Here is a 26,174-nt window from a genome sequence, read left to right on the forward strand (position 1 = left end):
CCTCTTAACGATGTGCAATCTTTAATGCCGCTTTTTGTGCCTGTGAGATACAGTCAGGTAATCCAACTGCTTCAAATGATGCACCCGTAATCACTAGATCAGGATAATGTGTCGATACGTAGTGCTGAATCGCATGGATCTTATCGATATGTCCTACTTCGTATTGCGGCATACTGTTATAGAGTCTCGTAACGATAGAGAACTCTGGTTCTCCAGTAATTTCCATCATCTTGTCTAGATCTTGACGGGCAAGCTTAACAATAGCTGCGTCATCATGATCTTGAACGACAGTGTCTCCCGGTCTCCCTACATAGGCACGCAGTAACGTCTTACCTTTAGGTGCTGCATGAGACCATTTTTTATCTGTCCAAGTACATGCAGTAATAACTGTATCTGAATTACGTGCGATAACAAATCCAGTGCCGTTCTCCTTATTATTCACCTGTGATTCATCGAAGGCCATTACGACTGTTGCTACGCTTGTCGTTTTCATCGTCTGGAAATAATCTAGCGGTCCATCCTTAAACCAGTCTTTAAATACCGTATGTGGTACAGTTACAATAACACTGTCATAAAAATGAGTTTTACCATTCATTGTGATCTCATAGCCTTGTGAAGTCTTATTAATCGCTTCAACTTTGTGGTTATATTTAATTGTAACCCCTCTGTCGACAAGCACTTCAGCAAGACGCTCTATAAAACTTTGCAAGCCGTTTTTGAACTGACGAAACTGCCCTTGTTTTGGTGCTGATTTCGTCTCTCTACGATTACGGCGCATCCCTTTTATTAAACTGCCATGACGTTCTTCTGTCTTCTTGAAGTCCGGAAATGTTGACTTCAAGCTCAGTTTATCAATATCCGCTCCGTATATACCGGACATCAGGGGTTCAATAAGATTCTCAAGTGTTTCATTGCCGAGACGACGTCTAAAGAATGCTCCGACTGAAACATCCGGATTCATCGGTTTCGGTTTGATGATATAATCCATTGCTGCTCGAACTTTCCCAATTGGTGAAATCAATCTTGTTGTAATAAAAGGGCGCAGTTCAGTAGGGATGCCGAGAATAGCACCTCCTGGTATCGGATGGAGCTTATTCTTTGCATATATATAAGACTGGCCTGTATTGTTGACAACAAGATCATCTTTCATTCCAATATCTGCGGCAAGTTCTGTCATGATTTTCTTTCGACCTAAATAAGATTCTGGTCCTAATTCAATCGTATAACCATCTTTGCGATATGTTTTAATCTTACCGCCTGGAACATCACTTGCTTCAATAATATCAATCTCAAAATCGGGTGATTCCTGTCCAAGATAATATGCAGCTGACAGTCCAGTGATACCCGCTCCGATAATTGCACACTTCTTCATAATATAACAGCTCTTTTCTATGAATTAATTACTGATACTATTTCGTCTACCATCGCACCGATAAATAATGGATGCGTGTCTGGCATATGTGGCCTATGATACTTGACACCGAGTTCATCGCATACGACTTTACATTCATAGTCATTATCATAGAGCACTTCCAGATGCTCACATACGAATCCCACTGGTGTATAGATAAAATGCTGATAATGCTTCTCTTCATAGATTGCTCTGGTTAAATCCTGAACATCCGGACCGAGCCAAGGATCAGGCGTATTCCCTTCAGACTGCCAGCCTGTTTCTACATGTTTAATGTCTGATTGTTGTTCAATCAGCTGTGCCGTTTCTTCTAGCTGAGCTGGGTAAGGATCTCCCATCTCTTTAATCTTCTCTGGAAGACTGTGCGCACTTACGATAAGTACTGTATCATCCTGCTCAGATTCAGGGATATGTGAAAGCGTCTGATTTACTTGTTCTGTCCAGTACTGAATAAACTTCTCCTGTTTGTAGAATGCGTCTACATGATACAGTTTAATATCTTTCGTTTCTGCAATCTCACGTGCACGTTTATTGTAGCTGCCGACTGAAAAGTTCGAATAATGTGGTGCAAGTACTATCGTTACCGCTTCTGTAATTCCGTCTTTCGCCATTTGGTCCACTGCATCCTCGATAAATGGTGCGATATGCTTTAAACCGATATACAGTTGATAATTTTCACCTGTTCTTTCATTTAAAGCCTGCACAAGTGCTTCAGCCTGACGTTCAGTCGTTCCTGCAAGCGGAGAGATTCCACCGATTGCTTTGTAACGATCTTTTAAATCCTGCAGCGCTTCTTCACTAGGCTTTCTACCGCGTCGTATATGTGTATAGTATGGTTCAATATCTTCTTCTGTATATGGCGTACCATATGCCATTACAAGTAGCCCTTTTTTTGTCATAAGTCAATTCCCCTTTATGATTTTGATTTATAAGCGCGTGAATAATCATGTACAAACGCACTTACACGTCTTAACGTATCTGGTTGTACTTCTGGAAATACGCCGTGACCTAAGTTAAAGATGTAGCTATCTGATTGTAGTCCTTGATCTAGAATACGCTTAAGATGAGACTCAATTACTTCCCATGGCGCCATAAGGATCGCGGGATCTAAGTTACCTTGAAGTGTCTTTGTAATACCTAATTGACGTGCCTCTTCAATCTGTAATCTCCAGTCGAGCCCTAATACATCTACAGGTAATGCGTTCCACTCTTGGATTAAGTGACTTGCACCAACTCCGAACGTTGTGACCGGTACACCTTTCGCTTTAATTTCTTTAAATATGCGTTCCATATGTGGTGCAATAAATGTATGATAATCCGCGCGATTTAATGCACCTACCCATGAATCAAATACTTGGATCATCTTACATCCTGCATCAATTTGTGCATGTGTATATGTAATACACATATCTGCGAGTTTCTCCATCAGTAAATGCCATGCTTCAGGTGCTTCATACATCATTGCCTTCGTCTTATTATAGTTTTTAGAAGGGCCACCTTCAATCATATAGCTCGCTAATGTAAACGGTGCGCCTGTAAAACCGATCAAAGGAACATTTAGCTGTTCAGTCGTTAATAATTTAATCGTATCAAGAATGTAAGGCACATCCTGTTCTGGATGTATTTCACCTAACTTTTCTACATCCTTCTTTGAACGGATTGGGTTATCGATAACAGGACCGATACCCGATTTGATTTCAACATCCACACCAATAGCACCAAGCGGACTCATTATATCCTTATATAAAATTGCAGCATCTGTATTATATTGATCAACCGGAAGTTTTGTTACATAAGCACACAGCTCCGGATCGTGCGTAATTTCAAATAAGCTATGCGTCTCTTTAATCTTTCGGTATTCCGGCTGACTACGCCCGGCCTGACGCATAAACCATACCGGTGTATGCTCCGTCTTCTCTCCACGTGCAGTTCTTAAGATAGTGTCATTAAATTGATTCAAGCGTATTTCCCCCTACTATTAATATATACTCGATTTTATCATACAAACAGATTAGAATAACTATTATTAAACAATGTCATAAAACTGACATATATCCTTTAAAATCGGGTAATGTATATAAAGGAGGAATTGTGATGAAAACGTATATTACGTATGGAACAGAATATTTTCTTAAACAAATTGTTAATAACAATAAAACACGTGATATCTTTACTTTTGTTGCAGAAGATAACACGTATTTATATGAAGAAACAGATCAAGAAACGTTATTCAGTGCACCACAGACATTCGATGTTATTCGTCAAGATGCAGTGTTGCTTGAGCTGCCGATGTTAATGATATACTTTGTTGTCAGTAACGCAAGACAAGACGTATTCGATACTCATGAACTACCTCTTGAAGACTTATACCGATATGAAGGCTATCATGCTTTGCGATTACTTAAACCCGTACGTGGTGAAACTTACGCTTACGTGCTGCAATTTGATTCAAAAGCACATATGACAGACTTTAAGAAAAGTAGTTTCTTCCGTAAATATTTAAGCGAAGAAGCATTAAAACAATATCAGTCTGCGGACTTTATCAATAATATTTATTATACGAAGCATCTGTTTCCGCTTGAAGACTAGAATATCAATAAAACCATCCTTTCCAGAACGTTGGAGAGGATGGTTTTTATATGGATATATCAGTCCCTTAAGAGATTCATACGCTTCTCAATCTTCGCTGAAACACTATTCAATGCAAAGAACATCATCACATAAAGGATGATAGCGAAATAAAAGTGTGCTGGATAGATAAGGATATAACAAACAGCAATCACTGTCGTCGTTACAATCGAAAGTTTACGCATAAACTTTCTAAATCCTTGAAGAACGAGCGCTTCAGGTGTCGGCCATACTTTCGGCCACAGACTGAACGCCTGCATCTTATAGAACTGTGAAGCTTGCATAATAATCGCATAGCTAAAGAATAAACCGATGATAAGCCCTACTATATATTGGTGCACGAGCCACATAAGAACGCAGCCGACAACAATCAGACGCACTACAATCCACATACTATCATTACTTCTCACAAAATTTCTGACGAATAAATATTCAAACATATGCTCTTCTGTATAGTGAGACTTTCTCGGAAGCAGTGCATCAAAGTATCGTCTGCGTACTGCTTTATCCTTCATCCCTTTTACATCTGTAAACATATTGATCAGCTTATTCTGTGCTTGATACAGCTGATGCTCATAATCTATATACTGTCCAAAGTTGAGAAGACGGTGTGCTGCATTCTTATTAAATAGATAGATTAACCCTAACGTAAACATAATAATAGAAATAATCGTAACCGGTAATCCTTCCAGTGCAGTATAGATGCCAGACAGCGCCATTAAAAAGATGAGGAAGCTGATATAGCCATTCATAATGCCTAGCTTCATCATCAAATGGCGCATAATAAGTCCGCTATAGATCATCCACACCCCCAGAACAATCGCGCATACATACCCTGTCACCGATGCTGTTCTTTCCATATATAATGGTGCTAATAGGCCACCCATTACGATAAATAATAGTGTGCGTAATATACCGCTCCTAATGATGGCCTGTTTAAAGTAAGGGTCCATATCGCGTTCGAAATTGAGCAGAAATATGCTATCTGCAGATTTCATAAAAGTTCTGAGCGGGGTAACTGTAAACGCTGCAAGTATTACAGCGATGATCAGATTATAGTTGACATTCTCTGGAAGATTGTTGAGCAGCTGAGAATATTGCAGCATCAATGCACCAAATGCAATCGTCAAGAAAACAATAAAATGGCCATTAAAGATAAATTTACTATAATAAGCGACCTCTTTGTCGTTTCTTGCCTTCCTGTCATAAAATAATTGGCGTGCCTTATTCATGTGCGTCACCTGTCACATGAATATAGATGTCATCCAGTGATGCATGCGGCATATCAAACTGACCTTGCAGATTATTAAGGGTCCCATAAGCAATAAGTCTGCCGTGATGCATCAGTAAGAAGCGGTCACAATATTTCTCAGCTGTCGCAAGAATATGTGTACTCATCAATACAGTCCGATTGTTCTGACGTGCTTCAACCATAAGTTCCAGCATCGTTTGAATACCGAGTGGATCGAGGCCGAGAAATGGCTCATCGATAATATATAGTTCAGGCTGAACGATAAATGCACATATGATCATCACTTTCTGCTTCATTCCTTTAGAGAAATGTGCTGGAAAAGCTTTCAATTTATCTTCTAATCTAAAGACTTTCAATAATGGTCGTGCGCGTTCCATCGCTTCATCCAGTGGGATATGATAAGCCATTGCAGTCATATCTATATGCTCTGCTAATGTCAGTTCCTCGTATAAGACAGGAGATTCTGGAATATAAGAAAGCTTATTTCTATATTCATAAGGATGTTCTGCTAACGATACACCATCAATTTGTAGTGTTCCTGAGATGGGTCTCAGTAACCCAAGCATATGTTTGATTGTCGTACTCTTACCCGCTCCGTTAAGTCCGATAAGTCCGATGATCTCACCATTTTGAAGTTCAAAATCGATATCATGTATGACAGGCTGATTGCCATAGCCGCCTGTCAAGTTCGTCACTTTCACTGTCACGTTCATTCTCCATTCTACAAACTATTTTCATCATTGTATCAAATGTATGATTGTTGCTACAATTATAACGTATGTTGTGAACATTTTAATAAAATCTTATATAATAGAGAAAATTGCATAGGAGGCCATACAATGTCAGAAACAGTATTCAGTAAAATATTAAAAGGTGAGATTCCATCATACAAAGTCTACGAGGATGAATATACGTATGCATTCCTCGATATTTCGCAAGTATCTAAAGGACACACGCTTGTTATACCTAAAAATGCTGCACCAGATATGCTGTCAATTGCACCTTCAGACTTACAGCATGTCATCACATCAGTACAGAAGGTTGCCAAGGCCGTCGATAAAGCATTCCAGCCAGACGGAATCAATGTCATCCAGAATAATAGAGCTTATGCAGATCAATCTGTATTTCATCTGCACTTCCATGTCATCCCACGTTATAAAGATGATATAGATGGCTTCGGTTACGTTTGGGAGACGCATCCAGATGCACTTGATATGGAATCATTAAAAACCGATATTCAAGATGCAATCGAATAACTTTCCCTACATAATATTTATTAATATGGGTATACTATAAAAAAGACAGGAGGCTATAATTATGAAATTATCTAGAATTGTACTTGGTTTCGGTGTCGGCATCGTTGCTGGAGGTGCCACTGCGATACTGAACGCACCAAAGTCAGGGAAAGAACTTCAGCAAGGATTCAAATCCACTGCTTATAATACGAAAGCGCAAGTCAACCAACTGAAGGCTGAAACGAATGAAGTGAAGGATTCAATCTTAAACACGAAAAATACTTCTCAAGAGGCAATGTCTACCATGGTTGATGAGATTAAAACGATGATCAGCAACTACAAAGCAGATATCTCGCCGAATATCGATAACATTAAGAATAATGTAGAAAACCTGAACAATCGAAAGAACGAAATTACGCAGGAACTCTCTGAAAAATAATATATTAAAAATTCAGAATAAATATTCATAAAGTTTTTGTACTATGCTAAAATAATATTATTAATCACTAGAGTATGATGTTACCATCATACTTTTTTTATATTACTATTAGTATATTGTTAAATGATAATTATTATGTAAAATGCATGAATATTCTGGAAGGTGGAACCGACATGAAACGTGAACGCGAAAAAGAAATTATCGATAAAATGTTATTTACGCACAAAGTGTCTCAATTAAGTAAAGCACTTTGGAAAACAGTAGAAAAAGACTGGCAGAACTGGATTAAACCATACGATTTAAATATCAATGAACATCACATTCTAGTCATTATAAGGAACTTGGAGAAGGCAACCATCTCAGAAGTAAGCCAGTACGGTGTGATGCACGTATCTACAGTGTTCAACTTTGCAAAGAATCTAGAGAAGCGCGGCTATTTGACGATGCCAAAGAGTAAATTTGATAAACGTAATACATATCTTGAACTTACTGAAAAAGGAAAAGAAGTGCTCTATGAAACATACAAAGGATACAAAGAGTCTGATGACCGTATTTATGATGCTGCGAGCAACTACCAGGAATTAATGTTTGATCTTCCGCCATTTACTGAACTGAAATTTATCGTTGCACAAATCTATGGAGCAGACTTCATTACGCACCTTGAAAAGAGTCACGACGACCTATTAAAAATATTACTTGACGAAAACAATAAAGATAATGCATAATTGCTAGGTAAATTAACCGAGTAAGGAGATTGCCATGTATTTATGTAACAAAAATTTTAATATCAGATCGACATACGGAATCCAGAGAATCATGCTCATTTCAGCATTACTTGGAATTATCGTTTACATTGTCAGCTTTGAAATTTTCTCCTCTTTATTCGGAAAAAAATTCTCAGATGACAATTTTTTATTATTCTTGATCAGTCTGATTTGTCTCTACCCTATTCATAAATTATTGCATATGTTGCCATTTATACATGATACGAAATCATTAATCATACAGAAAACAACGAAATCCAGATTCTTTCCACTTATTAATACACGAGTGAATCATCCGGTTCATAAACTACATTTTGCAATTGCATTAGTCTGCCCAGTTGTCATCATTACAGTGGCAACACTTATATGCGCAGTTGCACACCCTATGTTCGCCCATTACTTCTTATTTATATTCGCGGTGAATATCGGGTTATCATTTATAGATTTTGTATATTTACGTTATATGTTCAACACTCCGCAGTGTTCCTATGTTGAAGAACGTAAATACGGCTTTGAAGTCCTGAGCAAACACGATCTACCAGCAGACTTTTATCATTCAGATGTAAGATAAATGTATTCTAAATCATTTTATGTTAGAATTTATCATTAGTTAGAACATTTACTAAACAGTGCACTTAAAAGGAGTAGTATTATGACAAACTTAAAGAAAATTATGATGCCAGCAGCACTTTCTGTATCAATCTTAGGATTAACGGCATGTGGAAATGGTGGCGGAGAAACACTTGTTTCATCTAAAGCTGGTGACATAAAACAATCAGACATCATGAAAGAAATCGGTAATGAACAAATCGCTAAAACGTCATTCCAATTAATTTTCAATGACGTTCTTAAAGAGAAATATGGTAAGAAAATCGATGAAGATAAAATCAATAAAGAAACAGACAAAGAAATTAAGAAATATGGCGATGAGAAAACATTCGAACAAATTCTGCAGCAGCAAAGTTCTGGAATGACAGTTGAACAGTATAAGAAAAAGCGCGTTACTGATGAATATCAGAAGCAGTTTCTAAATGACACAATCAAAATTTCAGATAAAGATATTAAAGATAACGCTAAGAAAGCTTCACATATATTAGTTGCAGTGAAATCTGAGTCTAATAAAGATGGATTAAGCGACAAAGAAGCGAAAGCGAAAGCTGAAGATATCTTAAAACAAGTTAAAGCTAATAAAGATGATTTCAAGAAAATTGCTAAAAAAGAGTCAGATGATACACAATCGGCGAAAAATAATGGTGAGCTCGGCTACGTAGTTAAAGGTCAAACTGTTGAAGCATTCGAAAAGGCATTATTCAAACTAAAGCCGGGTGAAATTTCAGATATCGTAAAAACTGAATTTGGTTACCACATCATTATGGCTGAAGACGATAAAGACATCGCTAAAGAAAAAGACAAACTCGCTCAGACGATTCGTCAGAACAAGTTACAAGATAATCCGAAACTATACGTACAAGCAGTACAAAAATTATTCAAGGAATATGATGTAGACTTTAAAGATAAAGACATCAAAAAGTATGTTGATGATCAAATCTTAAAAGTAAAATAAAAAAGAAATGAAGCCTTTGCTTCATTTCTTTTTTTAGTCCAGAGAAATCGGCTTATAAAACTGACGATTTTCTAACGCAAAAATACGCTCTGTATATTGTCCTTTCTCCACTTTCTTCATATGCTTATCAAACATCTGCATACGTGCATCAATATTATCAATAAAGTGAAGCATCTCTGCTTCTTTTAACATCGGTAATTTCGGTGATCCATACTCATACTTTCCATGATGACTTAATATCATATGGCGCAGTAACATTACTTCTTCCCCTTCAATATTATGTTCACGTGCAATACTCGCAACTTCATCGCTCATAATCGAAATATGGCCGAGTAAGTTTCCTTCTACTGTATACGTTGTTGCAACAGGCCCGGATAATTCTTTAACCTTCCCCATATCATGTGCAATGATACCTGCGTAGAGCAGACTTCGATTTAATGTCGGATAAATATCACATAATGCTTTCGCTTGTTTCAACATCGTTAATACATGGAATAATAATCCCGAGACGAAGTTATGATGGTTGCTGCTGGCAGCAGGGTATACCATAAATTGATGTGCATATTTCTTAAGTAACAGACGAATAATACGCTGTAAATTTGCATTTTCGATTTCGATGACATAATCCATCAGCTGCTCCATCATATCATCTTCATTCACCGGTGCACTTTCTAAGAAATTTTCTAGTTTCACACCGTCTTCTGGTGTAACAAGTCTGAATTGATTTACTTTCATCTGTTTACGACCGCGGTAATCAATCACATCACCTTTAACACGAATTAATTGTTCAGGTTGTAACAATTTTATATCTTCTTCAGAGACCGTCCATACTTTTGCTTCGATTTCTCCACTTTTATCTTTAAGATAAAGTGTTAAATATGGCTTACCTTGTCCTGTTACCCCTTGAATTGATTTATGAATTAAAAAGTAATGATCCACTTGAGATCCGGGTTTTAATGTTTCTATCGTTCTCACTTATTTAACCTCCTTCTTATTGCGTTCCAGTACAATTGTCTGCTTACTGTTAATTGTAGAAGAACGGTTGCAAGTGTAATAGATAATTTGATTATGCTGTTGTTTAAGCATATATTCAAGTATACGCTCACGCCTGTTTTTGTCAAAGTGAACAAACGCATCATCGACAATGATCGGGAATGGGTAATATCTTCTTAATGAATGAATTAAACTCAGTCTTAATGCAATATATAATAATTCTTTCGTTGATTGTGACAATTCTGTCGGATGATATACTTGTCCATCCGCAGCTACAGTTGTCAGATGTTCATCATAAACAATCTTCGTGTAACGTCCTTCAGTTAGATAGTTAAAGATTTCTGTCGCATCATCAATAACGAATGGCATTCGTTCTTCACGTACCTCTTTAATATGTGCCTGAATTAAAGTATCGATATAATTTACAGATAAAAATGTTTCCACAAGTTTGTTAAATTGATTTTTCTTTATTTCATATTCAAACTTCAGTCTTGATAACGTATCATCGTCACATATTTGATGCATAGCATGTTCTAGTTCTCTTAACTGTTGCTGCACATTACTGCGTTCATCAACCAACGATTTAATATGTACATTAATATCTATCAACTGCTCATTCAGTATGGCTTCTGGCACTTCAGCAAGATGCGTATTATCCTCGTACGTGAATGCTTGATTTCTAAGCAGTTCACTTAACACATTAAAACGCTCTAAGTTTGTGTTATAACTCGCATATTCAGCCTCTTTAGCATAATAACTTGAAGTATCCTCCACCCCTGCTTCTTCAAACAAAGCATGCTGCTCATCAATATTCTGCTGCAACGATGCATTAATAATTTTGATTTCTTTCTTTAATAAATCTCGTTGATTTGCATTTTTACTGTACTGGAATTTCTCTTTCTCATCGGTCGTTAACATATTCTTTAAATCATGGAATATCGATGATGCCTCTGTTTTCACAGGTAATTTCGGAATAAGCGTTAATATGCTCTGATCGAATGTAGCAAGACGCTCTTTCATTTCCTCGATTTTAGCATTACACTTTAAGATTTCATCATGGATGCGCACTAATTTATGTATCGTACGATATGCAGAAGCTAATCGGTTATTCGGATAATTACTCTCTATTTTAAGCGCTGTTTTGTATTGCTTGAGCAATTGGTGTGTCGCTTCAATTTCTTTATGTGAAATGTCTAAATGTTGCTTTAAAGCTTCTTTTTGAGATTGCTCACGATTTAACTGAGTGATAACATTTGATAATTTATGGCGTAATAACTTTTGTTCATTCAAATCAAACGACAAATCAAAGTCATGTTCAAGTTTATAAATATTACCCTCTAATTGTTTTACTCCATCCGCTAATTCATCATTAAATCGTACATCCGGCTTCTTATTTAAAATAAGCATCAGTAGTACAATGATGCATACGAATGAGAATATACTACCTGAAATCCATAGCGCATTCATAAAACTATAGACAAGTGCTACAAGACTAATGACTACCGTTATCGCATAGATTGTCTGCTGCAGCTTATGTTTCTTGAGTTCACGCGCTTCATAAGCAGTTGCTTCTTCACTCAATTTATGAAAGAGCTTTGATTTACTTTCAAGTTCCTTGCGCTGTTCTTGAAGTTCCTGTGCTTTATTAAAACGTTCGTCATGCACTTTTTCTTTATTCAATACTTTAGATTCATCAGATAATCTATCTACGTTTAGTGTTACAAATTGCAGCTCTCTGTTAATTTGTGTACGTTCGAGTTCTTGTTTCTCAAGCTCGTTGAGTGCTTCAGTGATATCAGATTGAACTTTCTGATTCAGTTCAACGGTTTCAAACTTCTGCCATCCGATATCCTGCATTAAAGTATTCATTTCAGTCGTCAGTGCATCGCGTTGCTGTGTTACACTTCGAACATCACCATGCAGCTGTTTAATCGGATGTTCTCTTTTGATAATGTCTCTTGAGGCTTCAATTAAGTGGTCAGGCAATAGTTGAATATTATCCATCTCTGATGTTATCTGGCTTAACTTCTCTTCACGTAGTTCAAGATCTTTACTTAATTTCTGGACCTGATGCTTCAACGCCTCAAATCGATTAATCCCTTGCTCAGGAAATTGCGGCGGCTCTATGTTTAATTGTAGTTCTAATGCTTTCCATTCCTGTGCTTGACTCTGATATTTAATTTCTCTTTCTTTATGTCCTTTAACTTCTTCAAGTTCTTTAATCTGTAATTCAATATGTTCAACTCTTCTTGAATCCTTCTGATACGTATCATATATTTGTGCATAATGTGCTTTTACATCATCCTGCGCTCTTATATCCGCTTCTAGCTGCTGCAATTCTCTTGCTTTCTCAAAAATGATACCAGTATCTTCATCTGTATTAAATAAACGTACCTGCTCCTCATTTATCGTCCTTTGTAAATCTGTAAATTCCGTCGAACCGAATGAGCCTGCCTGAAGTAAGTAAGCTTCAAGCTTTTCTTGTGTCAGTTTACGATGTACTTCCTGCAAACCGAGTACATCAAATGAAAATATTGATTTATATGTATCTTTTTTCATATAATTCATCAACTGGTTGAGCCATTCAATCGATTTCTCTACACCCTCGTGAATGACTTTTACTTTTTCTTTACCATGAACAAATACACGTTCAATCATAATCGTTGTACCATCTATATGTTCGAGTTCTATATTACCGCCATATTGTGGTGCGAATCTCGGTTCTAGACGCGGTTCGTACTCACCATCTTTCGGAAAACCGAAGAGTAACGCATGAATAAACGCCTGCATTGTAGATTTACCTGCTTCATTTTCTCCAAATATCTGAACGAAATCGTGATTAAACTGAAACTTGCGATGTTCCAATCTTCCATATCCGTATATTTCTAAAGATTTAATCTTCATGGCGGTCACCTTTCATCAACATTTTGAGATGCGCTTCTCCATAATCTATCAACCGCTCTGTATTAACCTCATCAAAAGAGATAAACTTCTGGATATAGGATTGTTGTACAGGTTCTTTCGATGTTGTTAAATAAGACAAATCATGAAGGACATCACTGAACTCATCTTTTAATGTATGCGGTGCGTACTTTTCATTTGTGTAAATATCATCGATCCATACAAACTGTTCTTCTGCCATTTCGCCAATTTGGATCTGGTCCTTTATTTGCGATAACATTTGCTGATCTATTAAAGTCTCACCATCATTTTGTAGTGTTAATCGATAAAGTTGTCTACCGTTTGGGCGCACGGATTGTTTAAATGCTTCGATATCCTGATAGATTGCGTGACGCTCAATACTCTTTAAGTTTAATACTGTCTCGTGGAATGTAATCATATTTACTGGCACAAAGGTCGCATTCAGCTGACTGCTGTCCCCTTCAACATACATATATCCACTATCTCCGCCTTCCATAAAGTTTGTAGCCTGAAGCGTACCGGGGTAATGCATATGTGGCAGTTCGTTTAAGGTCATATGCCTATTAAAACCGCCAAGTGCCCAGTAATGATATAATTTACGGTTTAATTCCTCGATATGGAATTCTGTATGTGTGTCTTCCCCTTTTAACTTATGATGTAAACCATTCAGTATGCCAATATGAATGGTCTGATTAACTTCATTTACAGGATACTGATCAAGCTTGTACTCATAGTGAGAATGTTCTTTATAACTGAACCCATGAAAGAACACACTTGATTTGTTTTTCGTAACAAGTTCATAAGTCTGAACTTCATCAGAGAAAACAATTACATTATCAGGAAACTTATAAAATGATTGTACGGACATATTGTCCTCTATACCGTGTATATAATAAACGTAAATATTCTCTTCTTTTAATCGTGCGAATTGCTTTACTACGTAGTCATCTGCCTTAATGTTGCGATTTTTACTTGAAAATAAATTTCCACTTATAATAATAAAGTCCACTTGTTTTTCAATCGCATCATCGACAACGCGTTTTAAACTTTGAAAGCTTGAATTACGAATCGACTTCATTATATATTCAGGAACATCTCCAACTAACTGAAACGGTTCATCTAATCGTATGTCTGAGCAATGTATAAATTTGATCATCATAACCCTCACTTTAATTGATACTCTAATTTTACAACAAAATCGTATATATATGTAATGAAACTACAAAATCATCTATATTTATAATCTTTATTCATAAAAAAACTCATCCGAAAGATATGCATTATCGCCATATCTTTCGGATGAGTTTCAAATATTGTTTATTTGTCTTTTTGATCATAAAGAAGGTTCAGTTTATCAATTTTCTGATGTGTATAATCTTTATATGTCTTATTATAGCTCTTTGGATCTTTAGGGTTTAAATAGTTTTCAATCTTACCAGTCTCAGGATGAATCAGCTTGCTAGATGCCCCGCACCCTAATCCTATGATTGTCTGTACTTCTTCCATAATCAAGATGTTATACAGTGACGCTTCTCCCGCTTTAGAATAACCGATGTTCTCAAGATTACCGAGAATATTCTTCTGACGGTATAAATAATAAGGAATATAGTCATGCTGTTCGGCGAAAGTTTTTGTCAAGTTCATCATATAGATAATTTCATCTCGTGCTGCAACCGGATACTTTGATTTATTACGTGTCATCTCGCTCGCTGTCTTAAAACTTAACGTATGCACTGTAAGCGATTCAGGGTTCAGCTTCTTCGTTTCATTCAGCGAATGGATTACTTCTTCACGCGTTTCATTCGGTAAGCCGATAATCAGATCCATATTGATGTTATTCATATGGTATTCGCGAGATAACTTGAATTTATCGGTTGTTTCCTGCACGCTATGATGGCGGCCGATTGCCTTTAAAGTTTCGTCGGTAAAGCTTTGTGGATTTATACTGATGCGATCGATACCGAATGTATTAAGTACTTCTAATGTCGCTGCATCAATTGTATCCGGACGCCCTGCTTCAACAGTAAGCTCACGCACATGTGTCATGTCAAAGTTTATATACACTGCTTCAAGCAACAACTTTAAATCCTGTGCACTGATAGAAGTGGGGGTACCTCCACCGAAATAGATAGACGTCACTTTAATATTACGTGCTTTAAGCCACTCGCCGATATGTTCAATTTCATATAATAATCCAACGAGGAACTCTGGCACGTCATTTTTATGGACTTGAATTGCATACGCCGGAAACGTACAATATGCACACTTCGTCGGACAGAATGGAATGCCGATATAGATGCTGACTTCCTGCTCTAGCTGATGTAAGTCTGGAATCGCATTGAGCTGCGTCTTCGTAATACGTTCCATCAGTTCAAGCTTATCATCTGCAATCAAATAGTCACGCTTTAATCTTTGTTTAATAGCATTGTCTGAGTGCCCTTGTTTTAAATATTTATGATATAGCTTAAGTGGTCTGATTCCTGTCAATGTACCCCAGCTCTGTGTTATACCGGTATGTGCCGTTAATATCTCAATCAACGTCTCACCGAGTGCCTGCTTCATTGCACGTTTGTCTGTCTGTTTGCGTTCGGCACGCTGTGTATAAGTATTGCCATCTATCGTCAACGTTGTTGTCACGATGGTGCAGCGCTCCTGATTGATATTTATCGTAATGCAGTTATCCCCTTGACCTTCGAATAAATACGCATCCTCGAAATAGAGATTTAGTATATTGCGAATATAGAGCTGCAGCTGTTCAAACTGATCGTGTTCTAAATAAAATTTCATAATCTACCTCTCTTACATTATGCAAAAACCGAACAGTGCGAAATATCTGCACTGTTCGGATATATTAAATATTGTTATCCCTATAAAGAATTAATCTTCAGCTTTAACACCATATAATTCTTCTAAAGGTTTCATGATGATACGGTTTAATTCTTGAATAATAAAGCTCATACGTTGTTCAGCTTCCATTAATTTTGAGATATTTTCATCTTTTTCGATTAATTCAGCTGAAGCTTGTGCTTTATTTAAATCTTCTTCAGTAATTTCTTGACCTGACATTTGTTTTTCTTGAAGTGTTAATTGAATTTCTCTGAATTCATCGAAGATTTTCTTTGATTCAGGGTTATTGTTAACTGCTTCATAATGATTCTTAATCGCATTATATTCATCACTCTGACGTAATGAACTTTCTAATTTATTCGCTTCATCATAAATATTAACAGACATATTCATTCTCCTTTATGTTTAATGTTCCTAATCAATATACCACGAATACAGGCATTATACAAAAATCGCGATTATCCCTTGCAAGATACCGATGATACCGCCTAAGATAAAGCCAAGCATTGTGATTAACTTCAATTCTTTATTCGAGATTTCAATAACGAGCTGTTCAAGGAATGAAAGTTCAAAATTATCAATCTGGTCCTTAATAATTTCAGCAATACGAATCTTCTCTAAGATGACTGCAACATTGTCAGCTGTCTTCGTCATTATATAATGGATTAAACGATCTCCACCTTCAGTTTCAATGTAATGAAACAACTTCGGTACAAGCGTATAAAGTGGTGTCTTCATATAATAATCTATATGCATTGCACGCACAATATTTGTATTTAACTCCCCTTTGAAATGAGCGATATCATGTGCAGCAACTAAAGTTTCTGGTGTCATCGCCATTATACGTGCGTACTCTTTTTTAAGCTCAGTTTCAATGATTGATTTGATTTTAGGCTCTTCACTTAAAGCATTCGCTTCTTTTATAACACGGTCTGCAATCATCTCCTGCGTCATAAACATTTGAATCATGCTGACAAATCTTCCTTTCTCCATAAAAAAGCGGTCGATCATCTGCATAATATCGTTGTAACCTGATTCGCTATTAACGTAAGCTCTAAGCTTTTCAATGATCATTGTAGGTGCTGCTTCAACCTTACTGTCTATCTTATCCTTTAAATCTTGTGGCAGTAATGCATCGATTGATTGGGACTGATATGTCTGAATCTTCTCTTCAAGCAGTTCATTCACCTTATCGTGAACTTTTTTCTCAGCAACATTTGTAATATCAATATTAAAGCGCTGCGCAAAGTCATCGATGCTGTACTGTCCTTCTTTTAAAGCCTGAACTTGTTTATTCAGCATACTTTTTAACAGCGCTTCAGTCTGCCTTGTCATTAATTTCTCTTTAAACACTTCAGGTGTGAGTAGATGATGTGTGACCATCTCTCCAATCTTCAGCGAGAGTTCATTACGTCGTTTCGGTATCAATCCTGGTGTAAACGGGAGCTGTTTCCCAAACAGAAATTTCGGTTCAAACGGTCTGAACAACATCTTAATCGCAATAAAATTCGTAAATCCACCAATCAACGAGCCAATAAAGCCCATAAATAATATTATTCCTAATGCGTACAATTCATCACCTTTTTCTATAATGTTTCATTACAATAGTTTATACCACTCTGTTCCAAAAACAAACCGAGAGACATCGTTCTAATAAAATAGCGAGACAAGGGTCATTAAGCCACCTTGTCTCGCCTATAAATTAATTATACAGTGATCAGCTGTTCATTTCTCTTCTTATTATAGAACATCTCTGCTTCACGCGCTTTATTAGAACCATATAACGGTTGCATAGAACCATCTAATACACGATAAAGGTTCGAAATTTTATTCTGCTGAAGAATGATATCACGATCTGCTTCAATCGTTGACCACCATAATTCATTTTTATTATCTTGGTCAGGGTATGCACACGCACCTCTTGAGATTACTTGAATGACTTCTAAAGGATCTCCACCTAAAGTATTCTGCAGCACTTCAGAATCTCTGAATAATGCACATAGTGACACGCAAGTTGTCCAGTTTGGAAGTACACGCTCTTTTTCAATCTGAACTAATGTTTTCTTAGATAGTCCGATAGTTTGTGCCATTGTATCTTGAGTATATCCTGCTTCTATACGAACCATTTTAAACTTTGTTTGTAATAAATCTGTGAATTGTTGCTTATCCATGCTTCTACGACCTTTCTTGTATATATTATTATTTTTAGATTGTTCATTTAATAAAATAGAAATAATACACTATTCATTTAAGGGACTTTACCATCTTAATATAATTTACAAAAAATTAAAAGAGGAAAACCTCATGATTTTCCTCTTTTCTTATAAATTTTATTTCTCAGACAAATTTATGCAACATTTTTAGCAAGTTTTTGCTTTTCTCTCTCATTAATCACGACCGCACAAGCAGCATCTCCAGAGATATTTATAGCGGTACGTGTCATATCAAGTAATCGGTCGATACCTAGAATAATACCGATTGCTGCTGGATTAAGCCCGACTGAAGTCAGGACCATCGCAAGCATTACAAGTCCCACACCCGGTACACCGGCTGTACCGATAGAGGCAATTACAGCGATTGCGACAACCATGACCATCTGCATAATAGTTAAATCTACACCAGATATTTGAGCGATAAAGATGGTTGCAACCCCTTGCATAATGGCTGTACCGTCCATATTAATCGTGGCACCAAGTGGTTGAACGAAAGATGAGATTTCTTTACGTACACCTAAATTATCTTGAGCGCATTCTAACGAGATTGGCAATGTTGCATTGGAACTCGAAGAGCTAAATCCTACAGTCATTGCAGGTGCGAAACCTTTAAAGAACCATATCGGACTACGTTTCGCTAAAAACTTAATAGCCCCACCATATACTAAAATCATATGTAGGAAAAGCGCTAGTAATACGACAAAGAAATACATTCCAAGCTGTTTAATCGCACCAAACCCGGCATTAGTAAATGCTGTTGCAACTAAACCAAATGTACCAATTGGCGCAAAGTATTGCATGATTGCTGTAACGATAAACATCAATATATCGTTCGTCTGTTCAAAGAGCAGCTTTACTCCGCTTACTTTCTCCCTCAGTGCAATCATGCCGATACCGATAAAAATGGCGAAAGTAATTACTTGCAGCATGTTTGTTTCACTCATCGCAAGTACTGGATTTTTTGGAATCAAGTTAATCAAAGTCTGATCGAAAGTCTGATTCACAGAGGTTCCTTCCGCTTTTGCTGCTTCTTCTTTTTGTTTTTGTTCTAAAGCGTATTTCTTCACGTCGTCACTATTCATTAAATCTGCCTTGCCTGCACCAGGTTTAAATACAAGAGCTAAACACATCGCAAGTGTAATTGCGAGCGCCGTCGTTACTATAAAGAATCCAAGTGTCTTTAGACCAATCGACCCAAGATGCTTCGGATCCCCCACGCCTACGACACCGAGTACAATTGATACAAATACAACTGGTACTACAAGCATAAAGATTAGATTCAAGAAGATTTGTCCGATAACATTAAATACGTATTGATTAAACCATTTCACCCATGATGCATCCTGATATAAATTAAAGATAGAACCTACAATAATACCGACCACCAATGCAATGATGATTTTAAGCGTCATATTTCCTTTAATTTTCATAACCCACCTCTTTAACTGAATTTTCTAACAAATATATCTATAATTATAAATAAAGATTCACTATAAGTAAATAAGGTTCCCCTAATTTTCTAAAAAGTAGAAATACGTTTCTACTGCTATACATTCACCGACATTTGATTAATAATAGAGATAATAATTATTTAAAGGATGAACAAGATGCAGGTTAAAGACCAGTTACAGCAAGCTCAAAAAGGAGCTAAGGTGAGTATCATCATGTATGTACTGCTCACAACTTTCAAATTATTATTCGGTTACATTCACGGATCTCAGGCGCTTGTCGCAGACGGTCTTAATAACGCCACCGATATTGTAAGCTCAGTAGCACTGCTTATTGGGCTTGCGATCAGCATGAAACCTGCCGACAAAAACCACAACTACGGGCATTACCGTTCAGAATATATCGGTTCATTGATTGCATCATTTATTATGTTTGCTGTGAGTGTTCAAGTTATATTGCAAGGAATTAAAAATTATATCCGTCAGGAATATTCAAGTCCTTCTATTGAGACTGCAGTTGTAGCAATACTATCAGCATTTGCGATGCTCGCCGTATACATTTATAATCGCAATCTTGCGAAGAAACTGGATTCCAGTGCACTCAAAGCAGCAGCAGCAGATAATTTATCAGATGCGCTCGTATCGCTTGGCGCATTTATAGGGATCATCGGTGTATTCTTCGGATTGACATTTCTAGATACCGTTGCTGCGATTGTCGTCGGCTTACTCATAATGAAGACCGCTATTGAGATATTCTTTGAAACAGCAATTACATTAACGGATGGATTCGATGCAGATACACTGGATCATATGAAACGTATCGTGTCGTCGGTAGAAAATGTAGAAAGCTGTGTTGATATCAAAGGAAGAAATCACGGAGTTATGACATTTGTAGATGTGACCGTTACTGTGAACCCTAGTTTCACTGTTGCTGAGAGCCACGATATAACAGAACACATTGAATATGCGATTAAAGAAGAATATGGCGCTGTTGAAACAATCGTTCACCTTGAACCCGGAATAGTTAAATAAAAAGTGGCACACCCTCATGTTAGGGTGTGCCACTTTCTCTTCATTCTTCATCTTTTACAATCATTTTAGCGATATCGGATTGTTCATTAAATCGATTATCAAATTTAATCAGGATCCAGACAATCAGCACTGTTACCCCAATTCCTATAAATTTATACGGAAAACTTACATACATCAGACAATAATAAAATAATAAAAATATAAGCAGCATAAAAAAAGGTCTGGAGACTACGTAATATTTATCAAAATAATAGCCACGATAAAATTGACTCTGCCTTAAATCCATTCTTTCAATATCGTGCTTAAGATTGTACATCGATATACATACTCTAATAACTGTAAATACAATCAGGAGTGTCATAAAATAAACGATACCTTTATGCTCTCCAAAAATATATTTAAACAGTTCAGTAATCGCAATTGTCGCAAATGCGATTATCCAACTATTATTCCACCATTTTTCAATCATCGTCTCACCTCATTTACCATATTATAACAAAAACATGAGGTGTATGCTGCATTAAATCAGCTTATATTTCACGCCGTACATCGATGCTTGTGTACGGTCCCCGACTTCTAGCTTCGCAAATATATGGCTGACATGAGTTTTCACCGTTTTTTCTGAGACAAAGAGTTGTTCAGCGATTTCTTTGTTGGTTAAGCCTTCGCTCATCGCCTTTAACACTTCAAGTTCTCTCTTTGATAATGGGTTTCTTAAATGTGCGAGATTCATGCCACTTTTTCTGACTTCCATAACATCCGGATGAAATATCTGCTCACCTGCTGCTATCTGTTTTATCGTATTGATCAGTGCTTTTGGTTCACTATCTTTCATTTCATAACCGTCTGCACCTGCATCCATCACGCCAAGGACATGTTCTTCATCGATAAAGCTGGATAGTACGAGCACCTTCACATCAGGGAATTTCGCTTTCACTTGGCGCGTCGCTTCAATGCCGTTAAGCTCAGGCATCACAAGGTCCATAATAATGAGATTGGGTAACTGCATTTCATCTAGATGTTCAAGCAGCTCTCTGCCGTTATTGAAATCAGCAATTACATTAAAGCTTTCTTCAGTTGATAGTAGAAATTTCATCCCTTGTCTTACGATATGGTGGTCATCCACGAGTATAATATCCATGACTTTCATCCTTTCGGGTAGGTGAATTGTACCGTCGTTCCATGCATTAATGTACTGTTTATTTCAAGTATACCACCAATCTCCTGTGCACGTTGCTGCATATTCCTCACCCCATGTGTCGGAAGCGTTGTCGTCAGTGCATTGTTATAACCTTTACCGTTATCTTTAATCCTCAGAACAAAATGTTTATCATCCTGCTTCATTGATATCATTACTTCTTCTGTTTCTGCGTGCTTCTTCACGTTATTCAGCGCTTCTTGAACGATTCGAAATGCACTGTTTTCAATTTTATTCTCTAAATTGATGAACCCTTCCACTTCAATCGTTACATCGAGGCCGAGTATATTGCCATAGTTCTGCACTGCTTCAACAAATCCATGCTCAAGCCCTAAAGGTTTCAGCTGCCAGATTAATGCGCGCATCTCACTTACTGCATCCTGGCTTGTCTTCTCGATGATCTGAAATGCTGTCTTTGCACGTTCATCATCAGTCATACTTTCAGCTGCATGCGCTGTAAGTTTCAGTGAAAAGAGCATTTGATTCACTGAGTCATGCAAGTCTCGTGCAAGTCGAGTTCTTTCTTCCTGTAGTGCATTCTCTCGTTCTCTTGCTGTAAGATAGATACGCTTAATCGCGCTACCGATTTGAAAAGCCACGGATTCAAGCAATGCTAAGTCTTCATCTGAATATACTTTTGTAAAAGGCGTGGCAACGTTAAGCAATCCGAAACGTTCTTCTCCAGATTGTAAAGGAACGGTCGCGTGGTGTGTAATATCATCTGTCATATCACTATACTTTTTATTTGCTTTTACAATTCGAGAACAAGTGATGATGTTCGAAGCTTTCGTTAATTTCTTCTGATGATAACGTGATACGCACCAGCATGGGCCTTCTGTCATATAGCGACATGACTCCATCTTCAGTGCTTGTGGGAGCTTATAATCAGATACGAGTGTATGTTTGCCATCATCATCGATGAAAAATATCCATCCAGTAGAAAAGTTGGTCCCTTGAACAAGTCTGTTCAAGGCACCATTCATCATTGAATATATATCTGTCTCTTCATTTAAGAATTCAGCGATTTCTTTCAGTAAAGCTGTACTGTTCTGCATCATATCACCTATTTTTTATATTCAACGTTGTATAAATCATGTCGTCTATCACGTAATTGTCTTACTGTTCCATTCTCTCGTCCGCGACGTAATACTTCAAGATCAATATCACCAATAACAACCATTTCTACGTTCTCACCTGTTTCACCTACAATACCATCTCTTGCAAAGCCAAAGTCACTTGGTGAATAAATACCCGAACCTGAATACTGGATATCCATGTTTTCAGTTTGTGGTAAATTCCCGCACGTTCCACTTGTTACTGTGTAGATCTGATTTTCAATCGCGCGTGCCATCGAACAATACTTCACGCGTAAATAACTTTGTCTGTCTTCAGTTGAGAATGGAGTGAAGATAATCTTAGCACCTTTCTCTGTGGCAATACGCGCCATCTCAGGAAACTCAGAATCATAACAAATCTGAATCGCAATCTTACCACAATCTGTATCAAATACTTCTACGTCATTGCCTGGAGAAATCCCCCACCATCTACGTTCATTTGGTGTAACGTGAATCTTGTACTGTTTCTCGATTGAACCGTCACGACGGAATAAGTATGAAATGTTGTAGATTTCATCCTCTTCTTCAACGAAGTGACTGCCACCTATAATATTAATATTATAACGTACGGCAAATTCATTAAACATCTCAATATACTGTTCAGTATATTTCGTAAGTTGACGAATGGATTCTGCTGGATTACGTTTCTCATCAAAACTCATCAGTTGTGTCGTAAGTAATTCAGGGAATACAACGAAGTCACTTTCAGCATCATATGCCACATCAACAAAGTATTCAATCTGGTTTGCAAACTCTTCAAACGAATCAATTTTACGCATCATATAGTTAACCGTACAAATACGGACAGGGTCACTTGTCTTAAAGTGAATGTTTGATTTAGCAACGTAATCCGGGTTGTTCCATTCCATTAATGTTGCATACTTACTTGAATTCACATCATCCTTTAGATAATTTGGGTTGATACGCATTAAAGTAAATCCATTCATATACTGGAATGTCAATACTGGGTCTTTAATCTTATGCTTCATCACATCGTTAACATATTCTCTTGGTGTGAGTTCATCCTGATATTTGTGATAATTTGGAATACGTCCACCAATAATGATTGATTTTAAATTCAATTCATAAGCGATTTCTCGACGTGCCTCATAAAGACGTTGACCCACTCTCATCCCACGATAATCAGGATGAACCATCACTTCTATACCATATAAGTTATGCCCGTGGTCATTGTGGTTCGTAATATAACCATTATCTGTAATACTATCCCACGTATGACGATCATCATACTCATCGAAATTAATGATTAAACTTGAACAACTTCCGATAATTTTACCATCATACTCAATAACCATCTGTCCGCGTGGAAATAAATTAATATGGGACTCAAGATGCTCTTTCTTCCACGGTTCCATCCCCGGGAAGCATATGTTTTGTAAGGCGATAATTTCGTCGATATCATCTCTGGTCATCTGTCGCGCCTCGATTGATTTATTAAACTTATCTAAGTTTATTTCTTCTGTCATGTATATTCTCCTCTATTTGCTCTATAATAATAAATAGACAAATCATTTTATTAGTCTATAATTTATACCCTATTATTATAGACGATAAAAGTGAATAGGAGAAAATATATGAAATTACGTGTAATAGAAGAATGGAATAATATGACGATAGAGGCATTGCTTAAACATTTACAAATACCAAAGAAGCCGACACATGAGCTACGTATGTCTAAAGCAATTACGATAAATGGTGCAGCTGCTACATTTCGCGATACGTTAAGTACTGGAGATGAACTTTACTTACCTGTTGCAGAAGAAAAGAGCAATTATAAATCAAGCTATCGCATGTGCGAAGTGAAATATGAAGATGATTATTTAGCGATACTCGTTAAACCAAAGGGTGTTAAGACACATCCAAATGATATGAGCGAGTCAAATACGTTGTTAAACCACGCGATTTATACACTCGATTCAGAATATGTGGAACCGATACATCGTCTCGACCAGGAAACTGTCGGCTTATTACTTGTCGCTAAAAATCCATTTATCAAAAAGATACTAGACCGTATGCTAGAAGAACGATTAATCAAGCGTACATATCGTGCGAAAGTTAAGAGTCACCTACCATTGAAGAATCAGACGATCGATATGCCAATCGGTAAAGACAAGTTCCATCCAAATAAACGCCGTGTTTCGCAAACAGGCGACCGAGCAGTTACACATATCGTAAGCTCTAAAGCGAATGGCGACGGTACTGCAGATGTCGAACTGCAGCTTGAAACAGGACGTACACACCAGATTAGAGTACATCTTGCTGAAATCGGACATCCCGTTATCGGAGACCCACTATACAGTGATTCACACCTACGTCAACTCGCGCTAGAAAGCTATAAACTGGAGTTTGTACATCCATTTACCGGTGAGACTGTTGCAGCAACATTAGAGCAATAGTTTTGCATAACGTATAGTGATTCACTATGATATAGATATCAATATTTAGGAGGATCAAAATGATAGCCACAGATATACAAGAGAAATTACTGACACGCCGCGCAGTGAAACAATACGATCCAGCGTTCAAACTTTCTCAGGATGAAATACTAGACTTACTCGACGCTGCAAATAAAGCACCGTCAGCATGGAATCTACAACATTGGAAGTTTATGGTTTTTCACTCAGATGAAGGTAAACAGAAGTTACTTCCTATCGCCTTTAACCAGCAGCAAATTGTTGATGCAAGTGCGGTTATCGTAATTTTAGGTGATAAAGAGGCAAATAAGAATATCGATGAAATTTGCGCACCAGATATCCAAAAAGGACGCATGACTAGTGAGATTAAAGAACGTCTCGCAAGTCAGGTGAACAATGTGTATCAAAATGAACATTATGCTTATGAGGCAGCAGTAATGAACTCTACATTCCCTGCAATGCAGATTATGAACTTTGCAACGTTACGCGATCTAGGCTCATGTGCCATCGGTGGATTTAACCGTACACAATTAATTGAATCGTTCAATATCGACGAGCGCTATGTTCCAACAATGCTAATCACTGTTGGAAAGTCTATTAAGACCCCGCGTGAAACAGACAGAAGAGACGTACAGACTATTACAGAATTTCATTAAAAAGAGAAGTTACGAAAAAATA

The 26,174-nt window shown here is 37.1% G+C and carries 26 protein-coding genes; 9 read left to right on the forward strand and 17 right to left on the reverse strand.

Features of this window, described 5'->3' with window-relative positions; all coding sequences use genetic code 11:
* Positions 1 to 4 precede the first annotated feature (4 nt).
* From hemY to hemE, 3 genes are read right to left on the reverse strand one after another with little or no spacing between them, the layout of a single operon-like run.
* Positions 5 to 1,375, reverse strand: a complete 1,371-nt coding sequence (gene hemY, locus ACZ2V4_RS08910) for a protoporphyrinogen oxidase (RefSeq protein ID WP_413474877.1) — start codon at positions 1,373 to 1,375, stop codon at positions 5 to 7.
* A 14-nt stretch (positions 1,376 to 1,389) separates the two neighbouring features.
* Positions 1,390 to 2,310: a ferrochelatase gene (gene hemH / locus ACZ2V4_RS08915; RefSeq protein WP_283722347.1), complete on the reverse strand. Its 921-nt coding sequence runs from the start codon at positions 2,308 to 2,310 to the stop codon at positions 1,390 to 1,392.
* 14 nt (positions 2,311 to 2,324) lie between these two features.
* Positions 2,325 to 3,371 (reverse strand): uroporphyrinogen decarboxylase, encoded by a 1,047-nt coding sequence (gene hemE / locus ACZ2V4_RS08920; protein ID WP_283722346.1) that lies wholly within the window; start codon positions 3,369 to 3,371, stop codon positions 2,325 to 2,327.
* A 134-nt stretch (positions 3,372 to 3,505) separates the two neighbouring features.
* Here hemE and ACZ2V4_RS08925 point away from each other — a divergent pair, with 134 nt between their 5' ends.
* The gene (locus ACZ2V4_RS08925) at positions 3,506 to 4,000 is read left to right on the forward strand and encodes a hypothetical protein (protein WP_283722344.1); all 495 of its coding nucleotides are present in this window, start codon (positions 3,506 to 3,508) and stop codon (positions 3,998 to 4,000) included.
* 59 nt (positions 4,001 to 4,059) lie between these two features.
* On the opposite strand, the gene ACZ2V4_RS08930 is transcribed toward ACZ2V4_RS08925, so the two are convergent.
* Positions 4,060 to 5,271, reverse strand: coding sequence for an ABC transporter permease (locus ACZ2V4_RS08930; RefSeq protein ID WP_219492913.1), 1,212 nt, complete (start codon positions 5,269 to 5,271; stop codon positions 4,060 to 4,062).
* Positions 5,264 to 5,998 carry an ABC transporter ATP-binding protein gene (locus tag ACZ2V4_RS08935; RefSeq protein ID WP_283722341.1) on the reverse strand — a complete coding sequence of 245 codons (735 nt, stop codon included), beginning with the start codon at positions 5,996 to 5,998 and terminating at the stop codon, positions 5,264 to 5,266. The genes ACZ2V4_RS08930 and ACZ2V4_RS08935 overlap by 8 nt, the downstream gene beginning before the upstream one ends.
* Positions 5,999 to 6,130: 132 nt before the next feature.
* On the opposite strand from ACZ2V4_RS08935, the gene ACZ2V4_RS08940 reads away from it, so the two are divergent.
* The 5 genes from ACZ2V4_RS08940 to ACZ2V4_RS08960 all read left to right on the forward strand — a co-directional run bounded on the left by ACZ2V4_RS08940 (position 6,131) and on the right by ACZ2V4_RS08960 (position 9,293).
* A complete protein-coding gene (locus ACZ2V4_RS08940) occupies positions 6,131 to 6,547 on the forward strand; it encodes an HIT family protein (RefSeq protein WP_219492917.1) in 417 nt (138 codons plus the stop codon).
* A 61-nt stretch (positions 6,548 to 6,608) separates the two neighbouring features.
* A complete protein-coding gene (locus ACZ2V4_RS08945; RefSeq protein WP_219492918.1) occupies positions 6,609 to 6,965 on the forward strand; it encodes a YtxH domain-containing protein in 357 nt (118 codons plus the stop codon).
* Positions 6,966 to 7,138: 173 nt separating this feature from the next.
* Positions 7,139 to 7,690, forward strand: a complete 552-nt coding sequence (locus ACZ2V4_RS08950; RefSeq protein WP_241427454.1) for an HTH-type transcriptional regulator Hpr — start codon at positions 7,139 to 7,141, stop codon at positions 7,688 to 7,690.
* A gap of 34 nt (positions 7,691 to 7,724) precedes the next feature.
* Positions 7,725 to 8,300 (forward strand): DUF3267 domain-containing protein, encoded by a 576-nt coding sequence (locus ACZ2V4_RS08955; RefSeq protein WP_413474703.1) that lies wholly within the window; start codon positions 7,725 to 7,727, stop codon positions 8,298 to 8,300.
* Between the two features lie 81 nt (positions 8,301 to 8,381).
* Positions 8,382 to 9,293, forward strand: a complete 912-nt coding sequence (locus ACZ2V4_RS08960; RefSeq protein ID WP_413474702.1) for a peptidylprolyl isomerase — start codon at positions 8,382 to 8,384, stop codon at positions 9,291 to 9,293.
* A 33-nt stretch (positions 9,294 to 9,326) separates the two neighbouring features.
* Here the strand turns inward: ACZ2V4_RS08960 and yhaM are convergent, their stop codons facing one another.
* The 8 genes from yhaM to ACZ2V4_RS09000 all read right to left on the reverse strand — a co-directional run bounded on the left by yhaM (position 9,327) and on the right by ACZ2V4_RS09000 (position 19,698).
* A complete protein-coding gene (gene yhaM / locus ACZ2V4_RS08965; protein WP_219492925.1) occupies positions 9,327 to 10,268 on the reverse strand; it encodes a 3'-5' exoribonuclease YhaM in 942 nt (313 codons plus the stop codon).
* Entirely contained in the window at positions 10,269 to 13,190 is a 2,922-nt protein-coding gene (locus ACZ2V4_RS08970; RefSeq protein ID WP_283722338.1) for an ATP-binding protein, read from the reverse strand.
* Positions 13,180 to 14,364 (reverse strand): metallophosphoesterase family protein, encoded by a 1,185-nt coding sequence (locus ACZ2V4_RS08975; RefSeq protein WP_219492928.1) that lies wholly within the window; start codon positions 14,362 to 14,364, stop codon positions 13,180 to 13,182. The genes ACZ2V4_RS08970 and ACZ2V4_RS08975 overlap by 11 nt, the downstream gene beginning before the upstream one ends.
* Before the next feature lie 161 nt (positions 14,365 to 14,525).
* Positions 14,526 to 15,995 carry a coproporphyrinogen III oxidase gene (locus ACZ2V4_RS08980; protein WP_490514754.1) on the reverse strand — a complete coding sequence of 490 codons (1,470 nt, stop codon included), beginning with the start codon at positions 15,993 to 15,995 and terminating at the stop codon, positions 14,526 to 14,528.
* Between the two features lie 90 nt (positions 15,996 to 16,085).
* Positions 16,086 to 16,442 carry a YlbF/YmcA family competence regulator gene (locus ACZ2V4_RS08985; RefSeq protein ID WP_099482157.1) on the reverse strand — a complete coding sequence of 119 codons (357 nt, stop codon included), beginning with the start codon at positions 16,440 to 16,442 and terminating at the stop codon, positions 16,086 to 16,088.
* A gap of 54 nt (positions 16,443 to 16,496) precedes the next feature.
* Positions 16,497 to 17,627, reverse strand: a complete 1,131-nt coding sequence (locus ACZ2V4_RS08990) for a DUF445 family protein (protein WP_219492932.1) — start codon at positions 17,625 to 17,627, stop codon at positions 16,497 to 16,499.
* A gap of 134 nt (positions 17,628 to 17,761) precedes the next feature.
* Positions 17,762 to 18,226, reverse strand: a complete 465-nt coding sequence (gene xdrA / locus ACZ2V4_RS08995) for an XRE family transcriptional regulator XdrA (RefSeq protein ID WP_101040077.1) — start codon at positions 18,224 to 18,226, stop codon at positions 17,762 to 17,764.
* A 176-nt stretch (positions 18,227 to 18,402) separates the two neighbouring features.
* Positions 18,403 to 19,698, reverse strand: coding sequence for a dicarboxylate/amino acid:cation symporter (locus ACZ2V4_RS09000; protein WP_219492934.1), 1,296 nt, complete (start codon positions 19,696 to 19,698; stop codon positions 18,403 to 18,405).
* 177 nt (positions 19,699 to 19,875) lie between these two features.
* Here ACZ2V4_RS09000 and ACZ2V4_RS09005 point away from each other — a divergent pair, with 177 nt between their 5' ends.
* Complete coding sequence (locus ACZ2V4_RS09005) at positions 19,876 to 20,748, forward strand: cation diffusion facilitator family transporter (protein ID WP_419956620.1); 873 nt, start codon at positions 19,876 to 19,878, stop codon at positions 20,746 to 20,748.
* 40 nt (positions 20,749 to 20,788) lie between these two features.
* On the opposite strand, the gene ACZ2V4_RS09010 is transcribed toward ACZ2V4_RS09005, so the two are convergent.
* From ACZ2V4_RS09010 to ACZ2V4_RS09025, 4 genes are read right to left on the reverse strand one after another with little or no spacing between them, the layout of a single operon-like run.
* Positions 20,789 to 21,217: a hypothetical protein gene (locus tag ACZ2V4_RS09010; RefSeq protein WP_420496151.1), complete on the reverse strand. Its 429-nt coding sequence runs from the start codon at positions 21,215 to 21,217 to the stop codon at positions 20,789 to 20,791.
* A 51-nt stretch (positions 21,218 to 21,268) separates the two neighbouring features.
* The gene (locus ACZ2V4_RS09015; protein ID WP_099482152.1) at positions 21,269 to 21,898 is read right to left on the reverse strand and encodes a response regulator transcription factor; all 630 of its coding nucleotides are present in this window, start codon (positions 21,896 to 21,898) and stop codon (positions 21,269 to 21,271) included.
* Entirely contained in the window at positions 21,895 to 23,001 is a 1,107-nt protein-coding gene (locus ACZ2V4_RS09020) for a GAF domain-containing sensor histidine kinase (protein ID WP_219494852.1), read from the reverse strand. Before ACZ2V4_RS09020 ends, ACZ2V4_RS09015 begins: the two co-directional genes overlap by 4 nt.
* An 8-nt stretch (positions 23,002 to 23,009) precedes the next feature.
* Entirely contained in the window at positions 23,010 to 24,548 is a 1,539-nt protein-coding gene (locus ACZ2V4_RS09025; protein WP_413474693.1) for a GNAT family N-acetyltransferase, read from the reverse strand.
* A gap of 108 nt (positions 24,549 to 24,656) precedes the next feature.
* Here ACZ2V4_RS09025 and ACZ2V4_RS09030 point away from each other — a divergent pair, with 108 nt between their 5' ends.
* Both ACZ2V4_RS09030 and ACZ2V4_RS09035 read left to right on the forward strand, forming a co-directional pair.
* A complete protein-coding gene (locus ACZ2V4_RS09030; protein WP_219492939.1) occupies positions 24,657 to 25,478 on the forward strand; it encodes an RluA family pseudouridine synthase in 822 nt (273 codons plus the stop codon).
* A 59-nt stretch (positions 25,479 to 25,537) separates the two neighbouring features.
* A complete protein-coding gene (locus ACZ2V4_RS09035) occupies positions 25,538 to 26,152 on the forward strand; it encodes a nitroreductase family protein (protein WP_283722332.1) in 615 nt (204 codons plus the stop codon).
* The last annotated feature ends 22 nt before the right edge of the window (positions 26,153 to 26,174 follow it).

It is taken from the genome of Macrococcus sp. CoH-51_TC_04, from assembly GCF_058188655.1.